The following is a 24517-nucleotide window of genomic DNA, read 5'->3' as shown; positions in this document are numbered from 1 at the left end:
AGCATATTGCATATAAAAGCAAATTTATCTAAGTTTGAGAATGATCTTACTTGTTGACGATACCCCAGAGAACCTTATATCACTAAAGAATGTTCTCGAAAAACATGGTTTTGAAGTAGATACCGCCAACTCGGGGGAGGAAGCGCTTAAAAAAGTGCTCAAAAACTCTTATGTACTTATCATTTTAGATGTACAAATGCCAGAAATGGACGGCTTTGAAGTCGCCGAAGCTATTTCTGGTTATAACAAAGCTAAAGAAACGGCCATCATTTTTCTATCGGCTGCCAATACTGAATTTAGATTTATAGCAAAGGGCTACTCATCTGGCGGGCTAGATTACATTACCAAGCCTGTTGATATTAATATTTTGCTGCTGAAGATTAAAACCTTTTATCGTATTTACGAACAAAACCAAAAGCTTAGCGAAACACGAAAAGCTCTTTTAGAAGAAATTGAGTTTAGAAAAGAGGCCGAAAGCAAAAAAGACGAGTTCATGAGCATTGCCAGCCACGAACTAAAAACACCCTTAACCAGTGTAAAAGGCTACATTCAGTTGTTAGAAAGAGGCTTAAACAAGGGTGATATCGAGCTGGTAAAAAGCCACCTCTCTAAAGCCCAAGTACAGTTAGAAAAATTAAATGGCCTTATTGCCGATTTGTTAGATATTTCGAAAATAGAAAGTGGAAAGCTAAAGTTTAACCAACAATATTTCGATTTAGATCAACTGTTGGATGGCATTATCGAAATTATGCACCAATCTAGCCCGGCGTTTAAAGTGGTAAAAAACGGCGCTGTAAATACAAAAATTTATGGCGACGAAATGCGCATTGAACAGGTAATAGTTAACTTTCTTACCAACGCCATTAAATACTCTCCGGGTACTAACGAGGTATTGTTAAACGTGCGGTTAGAAAAAAATGAGCTATATGTGGGCGTAAAAGATTACGGTATTGGAATGAAACCAGAGCAAGCAAGTCGGGTTTTCGAAAAATTTTATCGCGTTGAAGAAACATCTTACCGTTTTCAGGGTTTAGGTATTGGTTTGTACATCTCTGCCGAAATTATTAAAAGGCATGGTGGACATATTAACGTAAAATCTGTTTACGGCGAAGGCTCCGAATTTTATTTTACCATACCAATAGCACAACCAAGTTCACAAGTTTAATACTTATCTTATTTATAGATGAAAAAACTAACCTTAAAAAGCAACCTACGTATTGGTTTGGGAATTTCATTACTGTTGCTCATTATTAGTTCAACAGCTTCTTATATCAGCATTAAAAACTTAATTAAAAGCACCGACCTAGTGGTAGAGAGCAATGCCATCATCAGCGATGTGGACAATATTGTATCTATGCTTAAAGACGCCGAGACAGGTCAAAGAGGCTTCTTGCTAACGGGTAATCCTGTTTTCTTAGAACCCTATAGCCGAGGCGTACAAAGAACCGATTCTCTTTTTACCAAAGTAATGGCAGCTACTAAAGATAACGCCTTTGAGCAGCAACAGTTAAAAGCACTTAGAGCGGTGATAGATAAACGGATGGAAGTATTGGTCAACACCATCCAAATAAAAAAAAACAAAGGTGTAATGCCCGAGAACATATTGCTAGAAGGCAAGGTATATATGGATAATGCCCGTGAAATTATAAGGGAGATTCGGGCCGAAGAAAAAAGGTCATTAGCAGAAAAGACAGAAGAAATGAACAATTTGGCGGGGTTTTCGCCTTTCTTGATCATTATAGCCGCAATTTTATCAGTATTAAGCACCATTTTCTTTTATAGACAAGTAAGTGCCGAATACAACGAACGTGTAGATCTATTTGAACAACTACAACAGGTTAACGAAGAAACCACTAAAAGAATTGATACGATAAAAAGTATTGCTCACCAAATTTCTGCCGGTAATTATAAAGTTAGGCTACACGAAACTTCTAAAGATGATTTGGGCAACCTTTCTGGGTCTTTAAATAGCATGGCAGAAGCGTTACAACAATCTTTTAAACTTTTAGAAGACAAAGATTGGATGCAAACGGGCATAGCTACCCTTAACGATAAAATGGTGGGCGATAAAAATGTAGAGGATCTTGCCAAAGAAGTACTTATTGGCGTTTTAACACATACCAAAAGTATGGTGGGTGCTTTTTACATTTTACAAGAAGACCAGCATTTGCATTTAGTTGCAGGATACGCTTTGGATGTTAATTTTAAAAAGAAGAAAATTGCCATAGGCGAAGGATTGGTAGGGCAGGCTTTCCAATCAGAAAAACTAATCTTATTAGAGAAAATACCTGATAACGAAGCCACAATTAGCTATGCTACCGGGCAAACAAAACCAGCAAATGTAGTAGCTTTCCCGGTGATGAGAAACGGCCTGGTACTGGGTGTTATTGAACTGGCTACGATAAACAATTACCCGCAGCGTAAAATAGATTTTATGAATAATGTATCGGGTAATATCGGTATTGCCATAAATTCTGCACAGGGACATAAAAAGCTTCAAGATTTTTTAGAAGAAACGCAAGCACAAGCAGAAGAGCTACAATCGCAACACAGCGAGCTAGAAGCGTTAAATGCCGAATTAGAAGCACAAACCCAAAAAATACAAGCCTCAGAAGAAGAACTAAGGGTGCAGCAAGAAGAGCTGTTGCAAAGCAACCAAGAATTAGAAGAACGAAGCGCATTGTTAGAAGAGCGCAACCAGCTAATTTTAGAACGTAACCTAGAGATTAAGCAAAAGGCCGAACAGCTAGAACAAAGCACCCGATACAAATCGGAGTTTTTGGCCAATATGTCTCATGAATTGCGCACGCCATTAAATTCAATTCTATTGCTTTCTAAGTTAATGTCTGATAGCGATTCGCTAGAAAAAGAATACGTAGAATACGCCTCGGTTATACAAAGTTCTGGGCAAGGTTTGCTGAGCTTAATCGACGAAATTTTAGACCTTTCTAAGATTGAAGCGGGTAAAATGGAACTCGAAATTACCGACGTTAAGGTAGAAGAAATTACGGCCGACATTAGATCATTGTTTATGCCTGTTGCCAAAGATAAGCACATTGATTTGGTAATCGGTGTTTCTGGCGATGCGCCCCATACCTTTACTACCGATAAAATGCGGTTGTCGCAAATACTTAAAAATTTGCTCTCTAATGCCTTCAAATTTACGTCTAAAGGAAAGGTAAGCCTTTCTATAGGTTACAACGAAAAAGATAGCATGTTAAGGTTTATGGTTAGCGATACCGGAATTGGTATTGCCAAAAACAAACAAGCCTTGGTTTTCGAAGCTTTCCAGCAAGCCGATGGCTCTACTCGACGTAAATTTGGTGGTACAGGTTTAGGCCTGTCTATCAGTAAGCAATTGGCAAAGCTTTTGGGCGGAAACATAACACTTGACAGTATAGAAGGCGAAGGAAGTACATTTACGCTAACTATTCCAGTCAATTATAACAAAGAAAAAGAGGTTGCTCTTTTCAGTTCTTTAGAAGAAACCCAAGCAGACGAAGAACCCCAAACAACAGAAAAAGAACACTTTGTAGTGAGTAAAATTCCTAATGAGATAGCAGACGATAGACATCAGATTTCGCCAGGAGATAAAACCATTTTAATTATAGAAGATGATACTTTCTTCGCCAAAACTTTATTAGGTTTTGCCAGGAAAATGGGTTACAAAGGCTTAGTGGCCGTTCGCGGAGATGCTGGTGTTGAAATGGCCCACCAATACAACCCATTGGCTATATTGTTAGACATTCAACTTCCGGTTAAAGACGGTTGGCAAGTAATGGACGAATTAAAATCCAATGCCCTAACCAGACATATTCCGGTACACATTATGTCTTCTTTGTCGGCAAAAAGAAAAAGTTTACAAAAAGGGGCGGTAGATTTTATTAATAAACCCTTTGCGCTAGAGCACATGCAACAAATCTTCGAAAAGCTGGAATATGCCCTCAGCAAAAACCCGAAGAAAGTACTCATTGTAGAAGAGAACAAGCAACATGCCGATGCATTGAGCCATTACCTAAGCTCGGCAAACCTACAAACCATAGTGGCTTCTAATATAAACGACAGCATTGAAGCGCTGCAAAGCAAAGAGGCAGATTGTGTAATTTTAGATATGGGAATTCCAGACAAAACCGCCTACGAAACCTTAGAGACCATTAAAAAAAGCGAAGGATTAGAAAACTTGCCCATCATTATCTTTACCGGGAAAAACCTTTCTAAAGGCGAAGAAAACAGGATAAAACAATATGCAGATTCTATTGTTGTAAAAACCGCCCATTCTTACCAACGAATTTTAGACGAAGCAGCCGTTTTCTTACACTTGGTAGAAGAAAAAGAAAACAAAGACAAACCTTCAAACAAATTAGAAACACTGCAGAACATAACAGATGTGCTAAAAGATAAAGTGGTTTTAATTGCTGATGATGATGTGAGAAATATTTTTTCGCTAACCAAATCATTAGAAACACATAAAATGAAAGTGTTGCCAGCCATAGATGGCAAAGAAGCTTTAGCCATCATTAAAGAAAATCCTAAAATAGATGTGGTATTAATGGACATGATGATGCCAGAGTTAGACGGCTATGAAACCACAAAGCGAATTAGGGGAATGGCCATCTATAAAAACTTGCCAATATTGGCCGTTACAGCCAAGGCTATGGTAGGGGACAGAGAAAAATGTATTGCTGCGGGTGCATCAGATTATATTTCTAAACCGGTAGATATTGATCAATTAATATCATTATTAAGAGTTTGGCTTTATGATAAATCTAATTAATTGTTAAAATGGATGTTAAGAAAAAGAAAATTTTAATTATTGATGATGATAGCAGAAACATTTTTGCCTTAAAAGCTGTTTTAACTGCTAAGAAATATACTTGTTTGGTGGCCACAAGTGCTCAAGAGGGTTTCAATGTCATTCAAAAAAACGATGATGTTGGCGTGGTTTTATTAGACATGATGATGCCCGAAATGGACGGTTACGAGGCCTTGGCCAAAAGAGAGAAAGAACTTGCGCTAAAAAAGATTCCGGTAATTGCCGTTACAGCCCAAGCCATGACGGGAGATAGGGAACGATGCCTACAAGCTGGAGCGAACGGCTACATCTCTAAACCCGTAAACGTAGAAGACCTTGTTAAACTTTTAGAAGATTACCTATAGTGCCACAAAACGGAAATATAACCGATGAACACGTTGAAATTTTAGTCAACGATGTGTTAGAACAGCACGGTTATGATTTTACGGGCTATTCTAGGGCATCGTTAAAAAGACGGTTGGCTAGGCTATATACGCTAGACAAACACGTTAGCTTTGCCGAGTTTAGGTACAAAACCTTAAACGACAATGTTTATTTTAAACACTTTGTAGAAGGGGTTACGGTAAATGTTACCGAAATGTTTCGCGATCCTGCTTTTTATCGTTTGCTGAGAACTAAAATTTTGCCCAGTTTAAATACCTATCCGTTCATTAGAATTTGGCTGGCAGGCTGCTCAACCGGAGAAGAAGCCTATTCTATTGCCATTATATTAAAAGAGCTTAATTTGTTGCATAAATCGCTTATTTATGCAACAGATATTAACCCTACCGTTTTAGAAAAAGCAGCAAGTGGCATGTTCCCGCTTAGCCAAATGAAAAGCTATTCTGAAAATTACATCGCCTCTGGCGGAGAAAAAGAGTTTTCTTCTTATTATACCGCTAATTACTCTTTAGCTAAATTTGATACCGCATTAAAAGCTAAAATGATATTTTCTACCCATAATTTGGTTTCAGACCGCTCTTTTAACGAATTTCAACTTATTTTATGTCGTAATGTGCTTATCTATTTCGATAGGAGTTTACAGTTTAGCGTATTGCAGTTGTTTGATCAAAGCTTAGAAAGCTTAGGTTATTTGGCCTTAGGTACAAAAGAAACCATAGATTTCTCCCCAATTTCGCCCGTTTACGAAAGAGTTGGTACCGATAAAATTTGGAGGAAAAAAAGCATATGAAAAAAACAGGAGCCTTAATTATTGGAGGGTCGGCAGGTAGCCTAGATGTGCTTTTAAAGGTATTGCCCCAAATTAATCGTCATCTTGATTTTCCAATTATAATTGTGATACACCGTAAACAGGGTACCGATTCGCTTTTAACAGATTTACTAACTCACCGTACAAATTTGAAAGTAAAAGAAGCCGACGAAAAAGAGGCCATAAGGGATGGCTATATTTACATTGCCCCATCAGACTACCATTTACTTGTCGAAAAAAACTTTACCTTTTCGCTAGATTACTCCGAAAAAGTAAATTACTCCCGACCGTCTATCGACGTTACTTTTCAATCGGCGTCTGATGTTTATGGACCTAGAGTGGTATGCCTTTTGTTGTCTGGTTCTAATGCAGATGGCGTAAACGGGTTAATTTTTGCAAAAAGAAACGGAGGTATCACCTTGGCACAAGATCCTAGCTCTGCACAAGTTGCCTATATGCCAGAACAGGCCATTTTAAAGGCAAATGTTTCGGAAGTTTTAAAAATTGAAGAAATGGCCAATTATATCAACTCACTATCAACAAACAATTGAAAAATGGTTAAAAAAATTCTCATTTTCGACGACAATAAGGATATTTTAGAATTATGTACGCTGATACTTGAAGGCGCTGGTTACCACACCAAAGCGTCTTCTACGGCCGACAATATTATTAGCAGAGTAGCCGAATATGAGCCAAATTTAATTTTAATGGACAATTGGCTGCCCGACATAGGCGGTATAGCGGCCACACAAGAGCTTAAAAAGCATCCTGTTTACAAACATATTCCGGTAATCTATTTTTCGGCCAATAACGATATAAAAGCTCTAGCAGCAACGGCCGGAGCAGAAAGCTATCTATCCAAACCATTTGATATAGATGAATTGGAAGAAATGGTGGCCTCACTAATTAGGCAACAAGAATAAACAGTTGTTTTAAAGATATTTATCCTTACAAAGCTTGGTAAGGATAAGAGAGCTTAATTTAATTCTTCATCCTTCTTTGCTCGGCTTCTGTGCCAGTTGCACGCCTACGGGCAGGCTTTATTTCATTTTTACCAAATCTGTAACTAAAGTTTAATCGAAACAACTGGGTTTCGTTCTTCTGGTATAATTCATATTTCAAACCCGGATATGCACTTTTTAACCTTGTTCTGTTGGTGTTAAACACATCAGAAACAGCAAACTTTATACTGCCCTTTTTCTTCAATACCGTTTTGCTAATGCCCAAATCAGCATACGCTCGCTCTTCTAAATCAAGTGTGCCGTAGGTTAAAGGCGAATCGTAGTTGGCATTAAATTCGGCCGTTAAGCCATCCATAATGATAAAGCTATTTTGCATACGCAACTGATAAGAAGTTTGACCGGTTTTTAAGATTTCGCCATTCAAATTAGGTGTTTCAAAAGCCATATGAAAAACATTGAGGTTGTTGCTCATGGTCCACCATTTTTTAATTTTAACAGGCACCGTTAAGTTTGCCGATAAAACGGTTTGCGTTTCCAGGTTTTCGTTGGTTTGGTATAATGCCTTTTGTTCGGTATTGGGTAATATAACTTCGGTAATGGCATCGTTAGTTACGCTATAGCCCAAGTTCAAGAAATACTTTTGCTTTAGCGTATAATTCAATTCATAATTATTGGTGTACTGCGGCTTTAAGAAAGGATTTCCCTTGTTGTAAGTATATTCATCTAAAAAGTAAATAAACGGATTTAGGGCGTCGTAACTTGGCCTATCAATTCTACGTCCGTAAGAAGCGCCCAATTGGTGGTTTTTAGAGAGGGTTTGTTGCACGTAAATTGTAGGGAAGAAATCCCAGTAGCTACGCGCTACCACATTGTTTGCGGTAATTAAATTGCCTTTAGAGTTGGTTTGTTCCATTCTTAAGCCCAATTGTACGTTAGTTTGTTTAAATTGCTTGTTAAAGTTGGCGTAGGCTGCGTTTACATTTTCGTTATATACAAACCGGTTGCTTCTGCGCACATCATTTTGCCATACATTGTTTTTCCATTCTTCGGCACGTAGGTCGTTATCGGTTTCTACCCAGCTGCTTTTTATACCAGCCTCAAACTTGGTAGTTTTGTTAATTGGTAAGGTATAATCTACCTTGGCCGCTTTAATATCAATGGTACTTGGGCTATTGTTTCTTAAACGCCCCGTAGGTTTTACCGCACTACCATTCGGGAATAACAATTCGTTTACCAAATCTGCGCTATCTCTGCTGTTATATCTCGAATAATCTACATCGGCCGATAATTCTTGTCCCGCAGTGTCTAGCGTAGCTTTATAGTTAAGGTTGTAGGCCAAGTTTCTGTAGCTCGATTTTTGTAAATTGCTGGTGGTTAAGGTAGAGTCGGTTTGGGTAAATGATTTGCCGATATAGGTATGGTTGTTGGCTTTTTCGGCACCGCTGTTTAAATAACCGTTAGCCAACAGGCCAATAGTGTTGTTCTTGTTTAGGAAGAAATCTACCCCCACTTTAAAATTATTGTTTTCGAAATCTCTGTCATCGCCTCCTTTTTGAGAAAAATAAGTATCTGGATCGGTATTGGTGCTTTTTGCGATACGATCAATGTTAATAAGGTTTGTTCTTGTGCCTTTGTTAAAGTTATAACTACCAAAAACATTAACGCCTTTAGTACGATAGTTTAAGTTCAAACCGGTGTTTCCTCTTAGGTTTTTACCATAAGCCGTGCCTGCGTTAAAACTACCATTTACGCCGCCATTTTTACTTCTTTTGGTTTTGATGTTAATGATGCCCGAATTTCCAGAGGCATCGTATTTGGAAGAAGGGTTGGTAATTAACTCGATGGTTTCAATTTCTGAGCTTTGCATGTTTCTCAGTAAATTGGCTACATCTGTTTGGCTCATGTAAGTTTGCTTGCCATCGAGCATAATTAATACGCCTTGCTTGCCTTGCATCGATATTTTATCATTTTGATCTACGGTAATCCCCGGCGCCCGTTGTAGCACTTCCAAGGCCGATGAGCCTACCGCAACCGAGCTGTTCTCCACGTTCAGGACCATTTTATCGGCTTTGCGCTCTAAAAGAGGTTTTACTGCGGTAATACTCACGGCGTTTAAAGTTTTACTGGCCGATTTTAGTAAGATATCAGGCAAAATAGTTTCTGTTTCTGCCAGCAAGAAATGCTTTCCTTTATAAACCTCATAGCCCATCATATTTATTTTGATGTAGTAGCTGCCCGCCGCAATATTTGGAAAACTGAACTTGCCCTCTGGTGTAGTCATTGCAGTTTTAACCAAGGTCGAATCTGACGCTTTAAACAAGCCAACCGTAGCATAATCTACAGGTTTGCGCTGCTCATCTAAAACAGTTCCGTTTACATTGGTCTGTTTGCTTGCTTTTGTTGTTGCAAAAAGCGACAAAGACGTTAAAAAGGCAATAATTAATAAATATATCTTCTTCATTGTTGTGTGTTTTATCATTAAAATTTTGGGCATAAAAATGCCGCTACGCTTTGGGCGTATTTTTTTACTCTTAAAAAATTTTAGCTTAGTTTTTAAAAGGCAAAAGCCTTTTTTGTTGTTTGTGTTATATAGACGATAAGGGCTTGCAAAAGGTTACAAGAAATTTTAATTTTTTTAAAATTGGCGGCTTAAGAGCATAAAAAAAGTGGCTTAAACAGTTTTTAAGCCACTTTTATTGAAGGAATATATTTGGTTTGGCAGCAGCTGCACAAATTAATTTTGAGCACTGACCAGGTTATAAGAGCTTCGCTATTTCATGCCTAAAATATCTACGCCCTGTTCAAAAACAATGTCAACCGGTATTCCCTTTTGTGCCAGTTTATCTAAGTCTGTTTGTAACTCTGGTTTAATAATTCCCTTTTCTTGTTGGGCTTTTTCTACTGCGGCCTTGTCGCCATTGCCCTGTAAAGTCAATATTACGGCACTTAACTCGTTCATTGCAGTAGCAAATTTATCGTAATTTACTTTGTAAGTCCCAGCTGCGGTACGTTCAAAAGCGCCTTTTTCTTGGAAGAAGTTAAAGCATTGCATGTTTGCTTTGCCATGGGCACTTGATGCACCAAAACGTACTGAACGTAAAATGCCAGCCATGTAAGTAGTATAAAAGTCTTTGATATCGCCTGCTAGCTCACCTTTTTTAAGTAAACCGGTAACCATGTATAAGCCCAGCACATCGGCCTTGCCTTCTTCTAACCACGAATATTGCTCTTGCAGGGCGGTACGCACCATGCCTTTTCCGGTAATGGTATTTTTAATGCCCAAGCCATGAGCTACCTCATGAAACATCACATTCGCAAAAAAGGCATCAAATTTAATGTGCTTTTGCTGCGAAGGATCAATCAAAACGGATGAGATTGGTACTAAAATCTTATCGAATTTAGCTTTCATGGCGTTTTTTAACTGCGATCGGCGAGTTCCCTTTTCTTGCTGTATTTTCTCGTCATTTGGCAAGTTTACCGCAATGGTTTTAGAACCCGAATTGCAATCGCCGGCATAATAAACAACATCGTAAGCATTTAACTCCGAATCTGTGCCCGGCACTTCTTTCTTGTATTTGGCAGCAACAGGCAAGCCTTTTTGCAACTCTGGAAGCATGGCAACATACTTGGCCAAACGCTTACTCCATTCTTTGTCTTTTACTAACACGTAACTTTCAAAAGAAGCCCTTGCGTTAAAAAGCTTGTCTTCGTAGTTTTCAATTGGGCCAATAATGATATCCAAACCATTATTTTTCATGTCTAACCAAGCATAGTCGCTGGCGGTGTAATTATCGGTTACCAAGGCATCTGCCCTTAGGTTTAGGTATTTTTTTAATCCCGCATCTTCTGCCAATAAAGCGGCTTGCTTTAATAAACTACTCGCTTTTTGTAGTTCTGTAGCAAAATAAATATGATAAGGTACCGAAACCAGTTTCCCTTCTTCTCTTCTAATTACCGAATAAAGCCCTTGCTTATCTTTTACATCAGATTTTTCCAATTCTTCTTTGGTCATATCTAATGGATAAAAATTAACACCTAATGGTTTTTGCCCAATGCCTGCCAAAAAAGGTTTATCGCCATTTAGCCTATCCCAAGGGCCGTAGTTAATTTTCACAAACTCTCTGGTTTTTTCATCCTTAATGGTTGCCAATAAACTATCGCGTTGCGGGTAAGCTTGTTTCCAAAAAAGCTCATCCATAATTTGTGCCGCTTCAATTAGCAAAGGCAAAACTTTACGTTCGCTCGGACTTAGCAAATTCAAATCGGTGCTTAGCCTAACCTTTTCGTATATCGGTAATCGTTGTGCTACATATTCTGTTAACGAATCGACCTCTTTTTTTGCCGAATGATCTTGGTTGGTGCTTTTACTTGTACAAGCTGTTATGGTGGCTGCTATGGTAGTGCCTAGCAGTAATTTTCGAGCAATTTTAATGGTTGTTTTGCGCATATGCGATTGTTTTTTCGGGTTTTTGCGTGAATGTGCTAAATTAGTAAAAAATTACACTGCTAATTTAGTATTTAAACTAAACACACTTTAAAATGAAATCACAAAAAAAATCAATTGTGCTATTATGTGCTACTTTTTTGTTTTTAATTGCTTGTAGCACTTATAAATATAAAGCTACCGACAAAGTTTATAAGAACAACGCTAAGGCATTTTCTAAAGTAATTAGTGCCACTCCACCGCAAAACCAGCAAATAGACTCTTTGTTTAATGAACAATATTTTGTGGGAACTACCAATATGGGCATTAGAAAGCCAAATTTTGTGATCATACATCATACCGCACAAGATTCGTTAGGGCAAACCTTAAGAACTTTCACCCTTCCGCGTACCGGAACAAGTTCTCATTACGTGGTAAGCAGAGATGGTAAAGTGGTACAAATGGTGAACGATTATTTAAGGGCGCAGCACGCCGGAGCAGGTAAATGGGGCAACGTTACGGACATGAACTCTTGTTCTATTGGCATTGAAATGGATAATAACGGCACTACTGACCCTTGGACCGATGCACAAATTACTAGCTTGTGCGCCTTATTAAAAACGTTGAAGAAAAAATATAGCATTCCTACGGCTAATTTTATTGGCCATGCAGATTATGCACCTGGGCGCAAAAATGACCCTAAGAATTTCCCTTGGAAAACCTTAGCACAGCAAGGTTATGGCTTGTGGTACGATGATGTTTTGGATAGCGTTCCAGAGGGTTTTGATCCAATGGTAGGATTAAAAGTGATTGGTTATAACCTGGCACGACCAAATTATGCGATAGAGGCATTTAAAATCCATTATATCCAGACAGATACTTCGCATACGTTAACAGAGTTCGACAAGCAGGTGATTTATAGTTTGTACAGGAAATCTCTTTAAATAACAAGGCCGGGGCAAATTTGCCCCGGCCTTGTTATTATTTGAATTAGTACTTTATCTATCAATAGAACCCATTACTTTTTGAGAAAATGTGTTTAAAGCTTCCCTTGGTTCCGACCCGTTTTTAACGCTTTCATGAACCTCTAAAGCACCGCAAATATTGGTAATCATTTCTCCTGCTACATCAATTTCGCCCTCACTTACTCCTCTAAACTCACAAAAAGCTTCTAATACCTCTAAAGTTGTGTTTAATTGTTCTGGTGTAGCGTTTTCAAAAAATTGTCTTATTACTGGAACTTTCATCTTATTTAATTTTAGCAAATAAATCTGTTAAAACTTCAGCTTTATTGGTTTGAACCTGATCTACCAAAGTGCCGTTTTCGAAAGCGGCGAAAGTTGGTAGGTTATCTACTTTTGCAAATTTCCTCGATTCTGGAAATTTCTCTGCATCAACGATTAAAAAAGCTACATCTTCGTTTTCTGATGCTAATTTCTTAAACTTCGGTTTCATGATACGGCAGTTGCCACACCACGAAGCGGCATATTGCACCATTACTTTCTTATTATCCGAAAGGTATTGGGCTAAACTATCTTCTGTTAATTCTAAAAACATGATTTTAATATTTAATAGCTATGCAATCACCACACTTTTACAGTCTTGTGTTAGTTTAAGAAATCGCATAGTTAATGATTGGATAAAAGAGCTATTTAAATGTGTCAGACTGAGCTTGTCGAAGTCTAGTTCGTAAACATTTCGACAAGCTCAATGTGACAAGATTGGCAGCTAGAAACTAACTTGTTTAAGCTTTGCTTAGTTAGCGCTTAAGTACTCTGCAACGCCAGTTCTGGTAGCGTTCATTGCCGATTTACCTTCTTCCCAGTTAGCAGGGCAAACTTCGCCGTGTTTTTGTACGTGGGCGTAAGCATCAATTAAACGTAAATATTCTTTAACGTTACGGCCCAAAGGCATATCGTTTACACTTTCGTGGAATACTTTACCAGTTTCATCAATTAAATAAGTAGCACGGTATGATACGTTTGAACCAGAGAAAATTTCTTCGCCTTCTTCAGTATATTCTACTTCTTGGTCTAAGATACCTAAAGTACCCGCTAATTGTCTGTGCGTATCAGCAATTAAAGGATACGTTACACCTTCAATACCACCATTATCTTTAGCGGTGTTTAACCAAGCAAAATGCACTTCGTTAGTATCGCAAGATGCGCCAATTACTACGGTATTTCTTTGTTTAAAATCTGCTAATGCTGCTTGGAAAGCATGCAACTCTGTTGGGCAAACAAAAGTGAAATCTTTTGGATACCAGAACAACAATACTTTAGAGTTATTCTTTACTGCTTCTTCAAAAACGTTGATTTTCAAATCGTCACCCATTTCAGACATGGCATCAACTGTAATGTTCGGGAATTTTTTACCTACGAAACTCATAATTATTTTTGTTTTTAATTTTTTTCTTACCACAAAGATACTTTAAAAACTTAAGCGAAGCCAATACTATATGCCGATAGCCCTATAGACAAAAGCTATATCTTGTTAGCGATAAATTAAACGAAAGCTATAACAAAAGAAGCCTTGGCAATTTGCCAAGGCTTTAAATTAACCCATATATTAATTAAAACAACCTACTGCTTTATTAACTTAATTGTACTTTGAACAATGTTGTTTTTAGAGATTTTTAAATAATAAATTGCAGGCGCAAGTTTTTTACTAGCGTTTTTTACTAGCGTTTGGTGTCCCCACCAAACGCCAGATGTAAACCCTTGATGCTATTGCTAAACAGCTTACTGTTTTATGAGCTTAACTGTACTTTGAACAACGTTGTTTTTAGAGATTTTTAAATAATAAATTGCAGGCGCAAGTTTGCTTAAAGAAATATCTTGCTGTTCTGCTTTGGCTCTTTCGCTTAGTACTTTTTTGCCATTGCCATCAAAAAGCTCATATTTAACGCCTTTATAATCTGTACTGCCAGCATTTACACTTACATAAGCAGCTGCAGGATTAGGGAATACCACTACGCTGTTTGCCAAGCTTACATTTACGCTTTTAACATCTTTAAAAAGCTCCGATTTGCCATCTAAATCTACTTGCTTTAATTGGTAGTAGTTTACGCCCGTTTTAGCCGTATGATCTACATAAGTGTAGTTTAAAGCGGTAGATGAATTACCGTTTTGACCTTTAGAGGTTACGAAATCAATTTTTGTAAAGCTTTCCCCGTCTGTTGAGCGTAACACCTCGAAGCCTTTGTTGTTGCTTTCTGAGGCTGTTTCCCATGTTAAGGTACTTTGGTTGTTTACTAGCGCCGCGTTAAAAGAGGTGAGAGAAACTGGAAGGGTTCCTGCAGTAGTGTAAGAAGCTAAGCCATGTCCGAATACTACGTGGAAAAAAGTATGCGTTCCATTCGCATTTTTCTTGACAGCAACATCCGCGTATGCATTTGGATTAGAGCCGTTGGTTACAGCAGGAGGGGTTTCAGGAAAAAGTTCTGAATAAGAAAGGTATATAGGTGCAGCTAAATTAGTAACATCAAAAATTTTCATTCTTACTCCAGCATTGTTTGAAGGCGAACCACCTATCACCGAGCCAGATAATGCCATATATTTCTTTGTTCCATCTACAAAATACTCAGCGTTTGAAAAAAGCCATTCACTAGGTACAACATTGGTTGTTAGTGCATTGTTTATTGTTCCTGCTGTTTTATCTAAAGTTATTTTTCTTATGCCTACGCTAGATGGGCTAGCAAGAATAAACTCAGTATCTGAAATTGGAGAAATGCTACCTCTAGCATGATTTGATGCTCCAAGTTGAACTTCGTATACCTGACTAACTACTCCGCTTGTAACTTTAAAAACAGTCATTATATCATTTCCAGAACCTCCTACATACAACCTTGTATTGTCGCCAGTACCAGTAACTGCAAAAGAATCTCCTTTTCTAATAGTAACTGCAAATTCTACTCTAGATGGGTTGAGGTCTGTTTCGGAAGCCCATCTGTAAATACAAAACTTTCTATTATTTGCATCAACATTTGAGGCTAGATTAACAGCATAAATAGCCCCATCATCCGCAACTCTAACTTTAGTAAATTTGTAACCTTCAGACCAAGCAGGAATGGGGTTAACTGGTAAAGGCAACTGATCAGGTGTCGCTAAAGATCCTGTAGCTGGATCCAATATTTGGATTTTATTATTTCTATCTACTAAATAAAGCTTATCTGTAGTTTTATTATAGGCTATGCCCGACCTTTCTTGAGTGGTTCCAAATACAACCTCGGCATCTTTTCTCAATTTAGACCAATTTGTGGTAAGCGGAACTGTCTGCGCAAAAGCACCAAGTCCTGATGCTAAAAAAGCAATAGAAAGTAAAAGTTTTTTCATACGATTTAAATTAATGGTTTTAGAATTTGGTTAGTTCTTAATATTAGAAAAGAGCGGTTTCATCAGTTAAAAACGCACAATACTGTATTTTAATAGAAACAAGGTATAAGGCGCTCAATTTCAATATTGTAATATTAGCAAAACAAAATCAAAAACGCAAGAAAGCGCATCAAAAAAAACAAAAACCGCATGTAATGCGGTTTTTGTTTGCAAAATAAGGTAGGTTAGTTATTTTATCCTTGAAACTTTATACGGCTTTTTAATAGCCTTATGTGCGGCTTTTTGCCCAATTAAAGCATCGGTATCGCTAACTTGTTCGGGTTTATAGCTATTGCCAATCACATCCTGTTTAAAAATGGCTTCGTACCAAGCGCAGGAAGCCGTGTATCGGCCAATATTCAAATCTAAATGGTAGCCATCCCTGGTGAGCACATCGCCCAGCTTGGTGCGGGCATTTTGAATGGCGGTACCTGCGGGTACAACAATATCAATAGGCACTAAAGTTTTTACTTTGCTCGAAGCGTTGGCAATAGCATTATACATGCGCATTTGGTCTTTATTGTAACTTGCAAAGCCATTGTGCGTAGAATTTTGTGCATAGGCCCAAGTTTGGTGCCACACATACTTTACTTTGGGGTTTTTTGCCCTTTCTTTCACATAGTTGAACAATACTGGAAGCGGCTCTATATAAGTTTCAAATAGGCCAGATTTTGGGCTTGCTTGTTGAAAGCTGATGTAGTTCCAATTTTCATCGGCCAGTGCTTTTGAGATACTGGTTTTAGGGAATTTTTGCTTACTTCCATCTATACCAATCTTTCGGTATTCGTAAGCTTCCTTATCGCCTTGTGCGTTTTTAACATGTAGCTCTAAAGGTGCACCACCAATGTAAAGGTTACCGATAATCACTTTGTAGCCTCCAGCCTTGGCTAAGCCGTACAAATAATACTCTAAAGCATCGTCAGAGAAACTATTGCCAATAGCTAAGATTTTGATAACACTATCCTTACTCGGTTTCTCAAATCTGATTTCGCTAAAAATTGAAGCATTTGCAGTACCTACACTTGCTGAAAAGAAAGACAAGAACGCGATGATATAAACCAATCGCTTTTTAAAAAATCTAAAATACATCACCTAGGGTTATTAATATTTTTAAACATATACAGAATATCTATTGCGAGCAAGTATAATTTTAATGTATTTGGTAAAACGGCTATTTCTTTAATGTATTTTCGAACAGCTTAAAAATGCGTTTATATTCATCTGTCCAGCTACTCGGCTCTACAAAACCATGGTCTTCTACCGGATAAACAGCCAACTCCCAATTGTCTTTTCCTAGCTCTATAAAACGTTGCGATAAACGAACGATATCCTGAAAATGTACATTTACATCAACCATGCCGTGCAACATCACTAAATCGCCTTTTAGCTTGTCTGCAAAGTAAATAGGTGAGCTCTTCTTATAAGCGTTTGGATCGTTTATAGGTTCGTTTAAGATGTTAGAAGTATAGCCGTGGTTGTAATGTGCCCAATCGGTAACAGAGCGTAAAGCAGCACCTGCCCTAAAGGTATCGCTTTCGTTAAATAAACCCATTAGGGTAATGAAACCACCATAAGAACCACCATACAGCCCTACATTTTTAGGATTAACACCATACTTTTCTACCAACATTTTCACCCCATCTACCTGGTCGGTTAAATCTTTGCCGCCCATGTGGCGATAAATTCCGGTACGATGATTACGGCCATAGCCAGAGCTAGCCGTGTAATCGATATCAATTACCGTATAGCCGTTATCTGCCAACAAATTATTGAACATATACTCACGGAAATATTGGCTCCACCAGTAATGTACATTTTGCAGATAGCCTGCACCATGCACAAAAACTACTGCCGGTTTATTAGGATGTGGATTTTTCGCTGGATAAACTCTGGCATAAACATCATCACCGTGGCGGTTTTTGAAGGATACTAAGTCTGGTTGGCGCCATTGGTAACTATCAAATTCTGCAGAAGTAGATTTGGTGATTTTAACCGCCTTTGCTCCGGGCTTGTTCTCTTGAAGGTACAATTCCCAAGGCTTGTCCATATAAGAATAATTGATGGCCAACCATTTTTCATCTGGCGAAAGTGTCACTTCATTTCCACCTTTCATCGAAGTAATTTGTACTAAATCGCCGCCGTTTACAGCCAATTTGTAAAAATGCGTAATACCCGGATGCTCTTTATTCCCGCTGATATAGAAAGTGTTCTTATCCTTAGAAAGCTGTACTTGTTGTACTTCCCAATTGCCCGAAGTAAGTTGCTTTTTCTCGCCTGTAGCTACATTGTAGGTGTAAAGATGCGAATAACCTGTAGCTTCACTTTGGAAATAAAACCTTTGATGGTCGATCCATCTTACATCGCGGGCAATGCCAGGGCCACCAATCCAAGCTTCATCTCTTTGCCGGTCAATTAAATCTAACTTTCCTGTTGATGGGTCTAGCTTCAAAATCCAGAAATCTTTGTTGTCCTGCGACCTGCCGCTCACAACGGCGAAAGAACCTGTCTCGTTCCAGTTCACCACGCTGAGGTTTACTTTTCTATCCTCGTTCTTCTTCGTGCGTTCTTCTAATTGTTTCGGATAATCCTTAACGTAATCTGGTAAATCTTTAATTCCGGGTATTTGCGACACATTTACTGCATATACAGAATCTTTTTCAATGTCGAATACGTAAGTTGTAAAAGTTGCTAATGCTTCGCCAACTTTTGTTCTGGTGTTGAGGTCTTCGGTATAACCAGATGCGGTAACATAATTAGGCACAATGGTATTTTTATTGCCTACTGCTTGTTTAATTGTTCGGTAGCTCACATATTTGCCATCTGGGCTAACGGTTAAACCAATCATAAAATCGTCTCCCAACGCAATTGGTTTAATTGTTCTGGCCGCAGTGTTGCCTGTTGTTTGCATTCCAAATCTCCTTGGCCCCGTCATTCTTCCGTTTATTTCTTCGGCGTTTTTCTTTTTAATGATATCAAACAATGTTGTCTGATCGTTTTTTAACCAAAGGTCTTGTGCCGAAGTTCCCTGTTTAGCAGTGGTTCTTGTTGCCGATGGCAAAACTTCTGGTTTTCCTTTAACAAAATTGGTTAACTGCTTTAATTCTCCTGTCGCTAAATTTAATTGGTAAATGTTGTCTAATCGTTGAAAAACAATATTGTTGTTATATAAAAACTTGGCGTTGCTTTCTCTGTCTAGGGTATTGGTTAACCTCGTTTCTTTTTTAGATTTGAGATGGGTTAAATAGATATCCCCGTTTTTTTCTAACAAGCCCAACGATTTATCTTTATTGTAAACATAGTTGATGGCTGCACTTTTTTCGGCTTCTTCTTTTTCGGCCTTCGCTATTTGTTGGTTAGCCACACTTAATTTATAAGGTTGCGCTTTGTCCTTGTTTTCGGGGTTCCAATTAAAGAAAACAGTTTTGCTATCGGCCGACCAACGGTAGTCTTCGGGCGAGGTTCCCATCCATTTAGGGTCTCTCATAATCTTTTGAACTGTTAATGGGGCCAGGTCTTGCGCATTAGCAGTAAATGCGGCTAAGAAAAATAGAAAAGATAATTTCTTCATTTTGCTTTAGGTTATAGTTGCAAGTTATGTAAAAAGCATAAGCTCTAAAGCTGGGCAAAATAAATGTTACAAATCTGCCTTAAAAACAGACCGCTTTTAAATTAACGTGAGTTTTAGGTCTTAATCTAGTCTAAAAAACCCTAACCACGAAGTAGCTGCGAAGCAAAATAAATGCAGCGCTTGCTTCAAGCATCGGAGGTGGCGGTATATGGGCGTTTCGTCTCCCGAAATAAATTCGGGACTAGTTTTAATGGCTGTTTTAACCCTTTTAATAATCTAAAGGCAAGTTTGGTGAGGACACCAAACGCTAGCAGCCCGCTATAGGCGGGTGTCCCCACCCGCCTAAGTATTTTATTGCCGCTTAAATTAAAAAACTTATTAATAAGCTTTTAGGTTAGGCGTTAGACTAAGCGCCAGCGCAAACTGTTAACTAGCTTTAGTGCAGGGTTTAAAGCAAAAAATGCAACTTGCCTCCATGGAGTGCTAGTTGCTAAACATTTCCTTTTAAATACCAAAAGCAGTGTATCCCGTAATTAAGGCAAGTGGAGTTAAATACATAACAGGTATAGGTAACAGCCTAGGAGCACACCTGCTATGGTGCGTTTAACGTGGATTTGAGGTGGAGTTAAGGTGGACTTGAGCTGGATTTGTTTTTAGGATAGATGATCCTAAAATTGGGATTAACTCTAAATAACTAAAAATTAGCAACTAACAACTAACCACAAGCAAAATTAGCTATCTCAATATCTTCCCTGTCTTATCAATAGTTACATTAAAAGGAGGCATATAATCTTGGAGCATTACGGCTAATTCTCTTTTTGAAACCTGTCGCTCTGGGTTAAAATCTGTGGCGAAGCCATAAGTGGTTTTCCATTTTTTCTCTACTTCTTTACGAGTACTTTCTGGGGCTTTGTTCCCCACATAGCAAATCATACTTAAAGCGTCTTCAATAGTAATCGCCTCACTTTTATGGTCGTCGAACCAAATTTGAGCCTTGTAATAATGTGCGCTCATTGGCTCGCGGATATCGGCGGTGCTGACCAGCTTTTCTGCGTTAAAAAGCAATTTCCCATTTATTTCTTCGGCTTTTAGCATGCCAGTTATGCCCACCATTTGGATAGCTTTCCAGTTGCTGTCTTTTGTGCCTACATCTGCAAATGGTATTAAATTCGTATTAAAGGCGATCAGCTCGCCTTGTATTCTTTTAAGGTTCGATTCGGATGTTTTGAGATTGAAAAAGCCCGCATAAGCCGCTACAGCCCCTGCGCTTTGCCCCATCAACATACTCGAAGCATCAGAAACGTAAACTAAATTCTCTTGTGCAGGCATCAAGAGTTGGTACAACGATAAAGTTGTATTTGTGCTTCCATCAATATTTTTGCCAACAGCTACATTAGTTTTATAAATCGAATTTTGATAATCGAATTTTGCCCACGAAGTCGCTCCGGTAGCAGCAATCTTTAAAGCGGCATTTAGTTTTTGGTCGGCAATGTTAATGAGTACTTCTGGTCTTACGGTCTTTCCGTCTGATAGTTTAAAAACCCATCTTTTTCCAGCTCTATCTGCTTTTATCCATAGTACATTTTTAATTACAGTGAGATTTTTAATACTGTCTGTCCATTTAGATAGTACGATGTTTGCGATGTGTTTATCGAATTTTAGCGCTGCAAGACTGTCGTTCTGGTTTTCATAGGCTTTCATTTTTTTGATAAAGGTTTCTTGAACGCCAGAGTGCAGGTCATTTCCAACGGGGGCTATATCAAACCCTCCAGATTGTAGCAATAAAACAGTTTTAACGTTAGACTGTGCCGCTTGTATAGCCGCAGCAACTGCCGCATTGTTGTTGCCAACTATAAAAACATCCGGTTTTAAGGTTTGTGCCTTTAACTGAAGTGCTAGGAAGAAAGTAGAAAACAGAAATAGGTATTTCTTCATATACTTATATCGAACTTAACAAGGTTTATAAAACGCTAAATTGCCTATAATAATAAGAAGTTTTATGGGGGTTTAACTATATTTAACAATTATTCTACTAGGTTTTAAGCTTATGAACAGAATTGAAGACGTGTTTAGTAGCCAGCAAGCACATCAATATGTATTAAGGCAAAGTAATGCCCTACAACGAATAGACCTACTTCGTAAACTGAAAAGCGCTATTCAAGCGCATGAAGATGAAATTTACGTTGCATTGCATAAGGACTTAAGGAAAAACCGTTTTGAAACTTCGGTAACCGAGCTTTTTTTTATTTATGGAGAGATTGATTTTGCCATAAAAAATTTACGGCACTGGATGGCTCCTGTACGCATAGGGAAAACGTTAAGTAATCCGTTTGCAAAAAACCGCGTGTATTACGAACCCAAAGGAGTTTGCTTAATTATAGCGCCATGGAACTACCCTTTTCAGCTGGTAATGTCGCCCTTAGTTTCTGCTATTGCTGCCGGAAATTGTGTGGTGGTAAAACCTTCGGAACTTAGCCCTGCCACAAGTAAGGTTGTTTCGAGAATTATTTTAGATACTTTTGAAGAGGAGCACGTTGCTTGCATAGAAGGCAATGCCGATACGGCTCAGCATTTGTTGCAATTGCCTTTCGATCATATTTTTTTTACCGGCAGCACCGAAATTGGCAAAGTGGTAATGGCTGCCGCCGCTAAAAATCTAACTTCAGTAACCTTAGAGTTGGGCGGAAAATCGCCAACAATTATTGATAGAGAAGTAAACCTAGAAAAAGCAGCACAAAAAATTGCATGGGGCAAGTTGGTAAATACAGGACAAACTTGCATTGCGCCCGATTATATGCTTATTCCTCATGAACGAGTGGATGAATTTATTGGCCTTTACATCAAGTTTGCCACAGAAATGTATTTCAAGTCTAAAGAAGAAATAAATACAGAGGTTTATGGCAAAATTATTAATAAGAGAAACTTTGATAGGCTTAATCAATTAATTACCGATGCAGTGGAGAAAGGCGCTAGGCTTAATTGGGGCGGCAAAAGCGACGACAAGAATCAAACCATTTATCCGGCGGTTTTAACGCAAGTTTCTAAAGAAGCAGCGGTGATGAAAGAAGAGATTTTTGGGCCAATTTTACCAATTTTACCATATACCGATATTAACGAAGCCATTGCTTTTATAAACGAAAAACCCAAACCGTTGGCACTTTATATTTTTAGCAAAAACAAGGCTAACATTAAAAAAATTATTAAATCTACCAGCGTCGGTGGTACCTGCGTAAACGATGTTTTAGTGCATATTGCAAACCCGAAACTGCCTTTTGGCGGGGCCAACCATAGCGGAATGGGCAGCAGCCACGGTTTTTTTGGGTTTAAAGACTTTTCTCATGAACGTACGGTGGTTAAACAACGAAGCATAGATTTTAATAACATGATTTATCCTCCATATCAGGCAAAACAATGGGTGTTAAAACTGTTGAAGAAAGTAATGTAGTGTTGGTAACAGTCAACTTATTTAAGAAGCTGTTTAAATTTGATTCAAAGGAATACATAGAAGACGGGGATATCAACTATAGACTAAAGCCGATGTTTTTAAAATTTTCTAAAAAAGAAAGTTTTTTTATCATTTGTTAAATAAAATGTTTACCCAACTACCGATTTTTGCAGCAAAATTATAATACGATGAATTGGATCATATTAATTATTGCCGGGCTTTTTGAAGTAGCTTTTGCTTCTTGTTTAGGTAAAGTGAAAGAAACCAGCGGTGCCGAAGCTGCTTGGTGGTTTGTGGGTTTTTTAGTTTCTTTAACCATTAGCATGCTATTGCTAATTAAAGCCACCCAAACATTACCAATTGGTACAGCCTATGCAGTTTGGACAGGTATAGGAGCCGTAGGAACGGTACTTATGGGCATTCTCGTATTTAAAGATCCAGCTAGTTTTTGGAGGTTGTTCTTCATTGTTACGCTTATTGGATCTATTATTGGCTTGAAAGCGGTTTCGCATTAAGTGCTTATTTGTTTAAAAACTGGTTAACTGTATTGGCTGCCTTTAGCGGCTGTAAATCAATTAAACGAATAGCCAATTTCAACGAATAATCAAAAAGATGTTAATTTGCTGTAACCCCATGTCGCCACCTGGCGTCATAAGGTTAAATATGCAGCAATTAGAAACAGACTTGGAGCTCATTAATTCCGTTTTGGGAGGCTATACAGCTAACTATGCGGTATTGGTAAAGCGCCACCAAAGATTTGTTTTTACGTTGGCTTTGCGTTTTGCAAAATCCAGAGAAGACGCCGAAGAAATTGCTCAAGATTGCTTTATTAAAGCTTACAAAGCCTTGGGTACTTTTAAGCAAACTGCTAAGTTTTCTACTTGGTTATATACCATTACCTATACCACGGCAATAACGTACTTAAGAAAGAAAAGATTAGAAACTTCTTCCATTGATGACGAAGAGCACGTTTTGCAGGTAGCCAATAGCGATAGTTTTTTCGATGCCAATCCAGTAGAGAAAAAATCGACTTATCAATACCTTAACCAAGCCATAAACATGCTTTTGCCAGACGATGCGGCAATTATCACCCTGTTTTATAAAGGCGAACAAAGCTTAGAGGAAATAGGCGAGGCTTTAGTAATGGAGCCCAATACGGTGAAGGTAAAGCTGCATAGGGCCAGACACAGATTAAAAGAAAAATTACAACTTTTGTTAAAAGAAGAAGTAAAGGAGTTGATATGACAAAGCAAGAAGAACAACTTTGGAACTACATTGATGGCTTTTGTAACGTAACAGAAAAAGCTGAAATAGAGGCAAGACTAGCAACAGATGAGGTGTTTAAGCAACTTTATGTGCAATTGTTAGCAGTAAACCAACAGCTGGCTGCCCATTTAGATGTAGATGAGCCTTCCATGTCTTTTACCCGTAACGTAATGGCCCAGTTGCAACAAGAAATTGCGCCAGTTAGGTTAAAAACTAAGGTAGATGGCCGTATTGTTTACACCATAGGAGGTTTTTTCTCGATTACTTTGCTAGGACTTTTGGTTTATGCGTTTGCAACCGCAGAATTTAAAATAAAGATGGCGGTATTTAATCTGGGTGCCGATATAGATGCCCTCATTAACCCAACTTTTTTAATGGTTTTCTTGTTTGTAAATGCAACATTACTGCTCATTTATTTAGATAGTTTTCTTAGAAAACGAATGAAAAAAACACAAAAAAAGGGGCTGTCTCAAAAGTA

At 38.2% G+C, this 24517-nt stretch carries 20 protein-coding genes; 11 read left to right on the top strand and 9 right to left on the bottom strand.

Annotation, left to right across the window (positions count from 1 at the left end):
• Positions 1 to 40 precede the first annotated feature (40 nt).
• From B3I52_RS13775 to B3I52_RS13750, 6 genes are read left to right on the top strand one after another with little or no spacing between them, the layout of a single operon-like run.
• Entirely contained in the window at positions 41 to 1165 is a 1125-nt protein-coding gene (locus B3I52_RS13775) for a hybrid sensor histidine kinase/response regulator (protein WP_293302225.1), read from the top strand.
• Positions 1166 to 1183: 18 nt separating this feature from the next.
• The gene (locus tag B3I52_RS13770) at positions 1184 to 4774 is read left to right on the top strand and encodes a response regulator (protein ID WP_293302222.1); all 3591 of its coding nucleotides are present in this window, start codon (positions 1184 to 1186) and stop codon (positions 4772 to 4774) included.
• Between the two features lie 8 nt (positions 4775 to 4782).
• Positions 4783 to 5157, top strand: coding sequence for a response regulator (locus B3I52_RS13765; RefSeq protein ID WP_293302219.1), 375 nt, complete (start codon positions 4783 to 4785; stop codon positions 5155 to 5157).
• Positions 5157 to 5984, top strand: coding sequence for a CheR family methyltransferase (locus B3I52_RS13760; protein WP_293302216.1), 828 nt, complete (start codon positions 5157 to 5159; stop codon positions 5982 to 5984). The genes B3I52_RS13765 and B3I52_RS13760 overlap by 1 nt, the downstream gene beginning before the upstream one ends.
• Positions 5981 to 6553 (top strand): chemotaxis protein CheB, encoded by a 573-nt coding sequence (locus B3I52_RS13755; protein WP_293302214.1) that lies wholly within the window; start codon positions 5981 to 5983, stop codon positions 6551 to 6553. Before B3I52_RS13760 ends, B3I52_RS13755 begins: the two co-directional genes overlap by 4 nt.
• A gap of 3 nt (positions 6554 to 6556) precedes the next feature.
• Positions 6557 to 6925, top strand: coding sequence for a response regulator (locus tag B3I52_RS13750; RefSeq protein ID WP_293302211.1), 369 nt, complete (start codon positions 6557 to 6559; stop codon positions 6923 to 6925).
• Between the two features lie 58 nt (positions 6926 to 6983).
• Here B3I52_RS13750 and B3I52_RS13745 read toward each other — a convergent pair whose 3' ends face one another.
• Both B3I52_RS13745 and B3I52_RS13740 read right to left on the bottom strand, forming a co-directional pair.
• Positions 6984 to 9425, bottom strand: a complete 2442-nt coding sequence (locus B3I52_RS13745) for a TonB-dependent receptor domain-containing protein (protein WP_293302210.1) — start codon at positions 9423 to 9425, stop codon at positions 6984 to 6986.
• 309 nt (positions 9426 to 9734) lie between these two features.
• Positions 9735 to 11411, bottom strand: a complete 1677-nt coding sequence (locus B3I52_RS13740) for a dipeptidyl-peptidase 3 family protein (protein ID WP_293302208.1) — start codon at positions 11409 to 11411, stop codon at positions 9735 to 9737.
• A 92-nt stretch (positions 11412 to 11503) separates the two neighbouring features.
• Between B3I52_RS13740 and B3I52_RS13735 the strand changes: the two genes are divergently transcribed.
• Positions 11504 to 12331: an N-acetylmuramoyl-L-alanine amidase gene (locus B3I52_RS13735; protein ID WP_293302205.1), complete on the top strand. Its 828-nt coding sequence runs from the start codon at positions 11504 to 11506 to the stop codon at positions 12329 to 12331.
• Between the two features lie 54 nt (positions 12332 to 12385).
• Here B3I52_RS13735 and B3I52_RS13730 read toward each other — a convergent pair whose 3' ends face one another.
• The 7 genes from B3I52_RS13730 to B3I52_RS13700 all read right to left on the bottom strand — a co-directional run bounded on the left by B3I52_RS13730 (position 12386) and on the right by B3I52_RS13700 (position 21263).
• Positions 12386 to 12634: a DUF6952 family protein gene (locus B3I52_RS13730; RefSeq protein ID WP_293302203.1), complete on the bottom strand. Its 249-nt coding sequence runs from the start codon at positions 12632 to 12634 to the stop codon at positions 12386 to 12388.
• A gap of 1 nt (position 12635) precedes the next feature.
• Complete coding sequence (locus B3I52_RS13725; RefSeq protein ID WP_293302201.1) at positions 12636 to 12944, bottom strand: thioredoxin family protein; 309 nt, start codon at positions 12942 to 12944, stop codon at positions 12636 to 12638.
• A gap of 198 nt (positions 12945 to 13142) precedes the next feature.
• The gene (locus B3I52_RS13720; RefSeq protein ID WP_293302200.1) at positions 13143 to 13775 is read right to left on the bottom strand and encodes a peroxiredoxin; all 633 of its coding nucleotides are present in this window, start codon (positions 13773 to 13775) and stop codon (positions 13143 to 13145) included.
• A 353-nt stretch (positions 13776 to 14128) separates the two neighbouring features.
• A complete protein-coding gene (locus B3I52_RS13715) occupies positions 14129 to 15721 on the bottom strand; it encodes a T9SS type A sorting domain-containing protein (RefSeq protein ID WP_293302199.1) in 1593 nt (530 codons plus the stop codon).
• Positions 15722 to 15949: 228 nt separating this feature from the next.
• On the bottom strand, positions 15950 to 16849 hold the full coding sequence (locus B3I52_RS13710) for a DUF4886 domain-containing protein (protein ID WP_293302197.1): 900 nt from the start codon (positions 16847 to 16849) through the stop codon (positions 15950 to 15952).
• Between the two features lie 82 nt (positions 16850 to 16931).
• Positions 16932 to 19328: a S9 family peptidase gene (locus B3I52_RS13705; protein WP_293302196.1), complete on the bottom strand. Its 2397-nt coding sequence runs from the start codon at positions 19326 to 19328 to the stop codon at positions 16932 to 16934.
• Positions 19329 to 20063: 735 nt separating this feature from the next.
• Positions 20064 to 21263 (bottom strand): hypothetical protein, encoded by a 1200-nt coding sequence (locus B3I52_RS13700; RefSeq protein WP_293302195.1) that lies wholly within the window; start codon positions 21261 to 21263, stop codon positions 20064 to 20066.
• 112 nt (positions 21264 to 21375) lie between these two features.
• Here B3I52_RS13700 and B3I52_RS13695 point away from each other — a divergent pair, with 112 nt between their 5' ends.
• The 4 genes from B3I52_RS13695 to B3I52_RS13680 form a co-directional block, all read left to right on the top strand.
• Positions 21376 to 22773, top strand: coding sequence for an aldehyde dehydrogenase family protein (locus tag B3I52_RS13695; RefSeq protein ID WP_293302193.1), 1398 nt, complete (start codon positions 21376 to 21378; stop codon positions 22771 to 22773).
• Between the two features lie 188 nt (positions 22774 to 22961).
• On the top strand, positions 22962 to 23288 hold the full coding sequence (locus B3I52_RS13690; protein WP_293302192.1) for a DMT family transporter: 327 nt from the start codon (positions 22962 to 22964) through the stop codon (positions 23286 to 23288).
• A 148-nt stretch (positions 23289 to 23436) separates the two neighbouring features.
• Positions 23437 to 24018: an RNA polymerase sigma factor gene (locus B3I52_RS13685; RefSeq protein WP_293302191.1), complete on the top strand. Its 582-nt coding sequence runs from the start codon at positions 23437 to 23439 to the stop codon at positions 24016 to 24018.
• On the top strand, positions 24015 to 24517 hold a 503-nt coding region (locus tag B3I52_RS13680), incomplete at its 3' end, for an anti-sigma factor family protein (RefSeq protein WP_293302189.1). The genes B3I52_RS13685 and B3I52_RS13680, both read left to right, overlap by 4 nt.

Source organism: Pedobacter sp. UBA4863 (assembly GCF_002399615.1).
Taxonomy (GTDB): domain Bacteria; phylum Bacteroidota; class Bacteroidia; order Sphingobacteriales; family Sphingobacteriaceae; genus Pedobacter.
This window is presented reverse-complemented; position numbering and strand designations above follow the sequence as displayed.

What these genes read in the sequence shown, in the direction of transcription:
- B3I52_RS13755 (WP_293302214.1), top strand. Translation starts at nt 5,981, where the DNA reads ATGAAAAAAACAGGAGCCTTAATTATTGGAGGGTCGGCAGGTAGCCTA.
- B3I52_RS13720 (WP_293302200.1), bottom strand. Translation starts at nt 13,775, where the DNA reads ATGAGTTTCGTAGGTAAAAAATTCCCGAACATTACAGTTGATGCCATG.
- B3I52_RS13710 (WP_293302197.1), bottom strand. Translation starts at nt 16,849, where the DNA reads ATGTATTTTAGATTTTTTAAAAAGCGATTGGTTTATATCATCGCGTTC.
- B3I52_RS13775 (WP_293302225.1), top strand. Translation starts at nt 41, where the DNA reads ATGATCTTACTTGTTGACGATACCCCAGAGAACCTTATATCACTAAAG.
- B3I52_RS13730 (WP_293302203.1), bottom strand. Translation starts at nt 12,634, where the DNA reads ATGAAAGTTCCAGTAATAAGACAATTTTTTGAAAACGCTACACCAGAA.
- B3I52_RS13700 (WP_293302195.1), bottom strand. Translation starts at nt 21,263, where the DNA reads ATGAAGAAATACCTATTTCTGTTTTCTACTTTCTTCCTAGCACTTCAG.
- B3I52_RS13750 (WP_293302211.1), top strand. Translation starts at nt 6,557, where the DNA reads ATGGTTAAAAAAATTCTCATTTTCGACGACAATAAGGATATTTTAGAA.
- B3I52_RS13740 (WP_293302208.1), bottom strand. Translation starts at nt 11,411, where the DNA reads ATGCGCAAAACAACCATTAAAATTGCTCGAAAATTACTGCTAGGCACT.
- B3I52_RS13695 (WP_293302193.1), top strand. Translation starts at nt 21,376, where the DNA reads ATGAACAGAATTGAAGACGTGTTTAGTAGCCAGCAAGCACATCAATAT.
- B3I52_RS13770 (WP_293302222.1), top strand. Translation starts at nt 1,184, where the DNA reads ATGAAAAAACTAACCTTAAAAAGCAACCTACGTATTGGTTTGGGAATT.
- B3I52_RS13735 (WP_293302205.1), top strand. Translation starts at nt 11,504, where the DNA reads ATGAAATCACAAAAAAAATCAATTGTGCTATTATGTGCTACTTTTTTG.
- B3I52_RS13765 (WP_293302219.1), top strand. Translation starts at nt 4,783, where the DNA reads ATGGATGTTAAGAAAAAGAAAATTTTAATTATTGATGATGATAGCAGA.
- B3I52_RS13715 (WP_293302199.1), bottom strand. Translation starts at nt 15,721, where the DNA reads ATGAAAAAACTTTTACTTTCTATTGCTTTTTTAGCATCAGGACTTGGT.
- B3I52_RS13705 (WP_293302196.1), bottom strand. Translation starts at nt 19,328, where the DNA reads ATGAAGAAATTATCTTTTCTATTTTTCTTAGCCGCATTTACTGCTAAT.
- B3I52_RS13725 (WP_293302201.1), bottom strand. Translation starts at nt 12,944, where the DNA reads ATGTTTTTAGAATTAACAGAAGATAGTTTAGCCCAATACCTTTCGGAT.
- B3I52_RS13685 (WP_293302191.1), top strand. Translation starts at nt 23,437, where the DNA reads ATGCAGCAATTAGAAACAGACTTGGAGCTCATTAATTCCGTTTTGGGA.
- B3I52_RS13745 (WP_293302210.1), bottom strand. Translation starts at nt 9,425, where the DNA reads ATGAAGAAGATATATTTATTAATTATTGCCTTTTTAACGTCTTTGTCG.
- B3I52_RS13690 (WP_293302192.1), top strand. Translation starts at nt 22,962, where the DNA reads ATGAATTGGATCATATTAATTATTGCCGGGCTTTTTGAAGTAGCTTTT.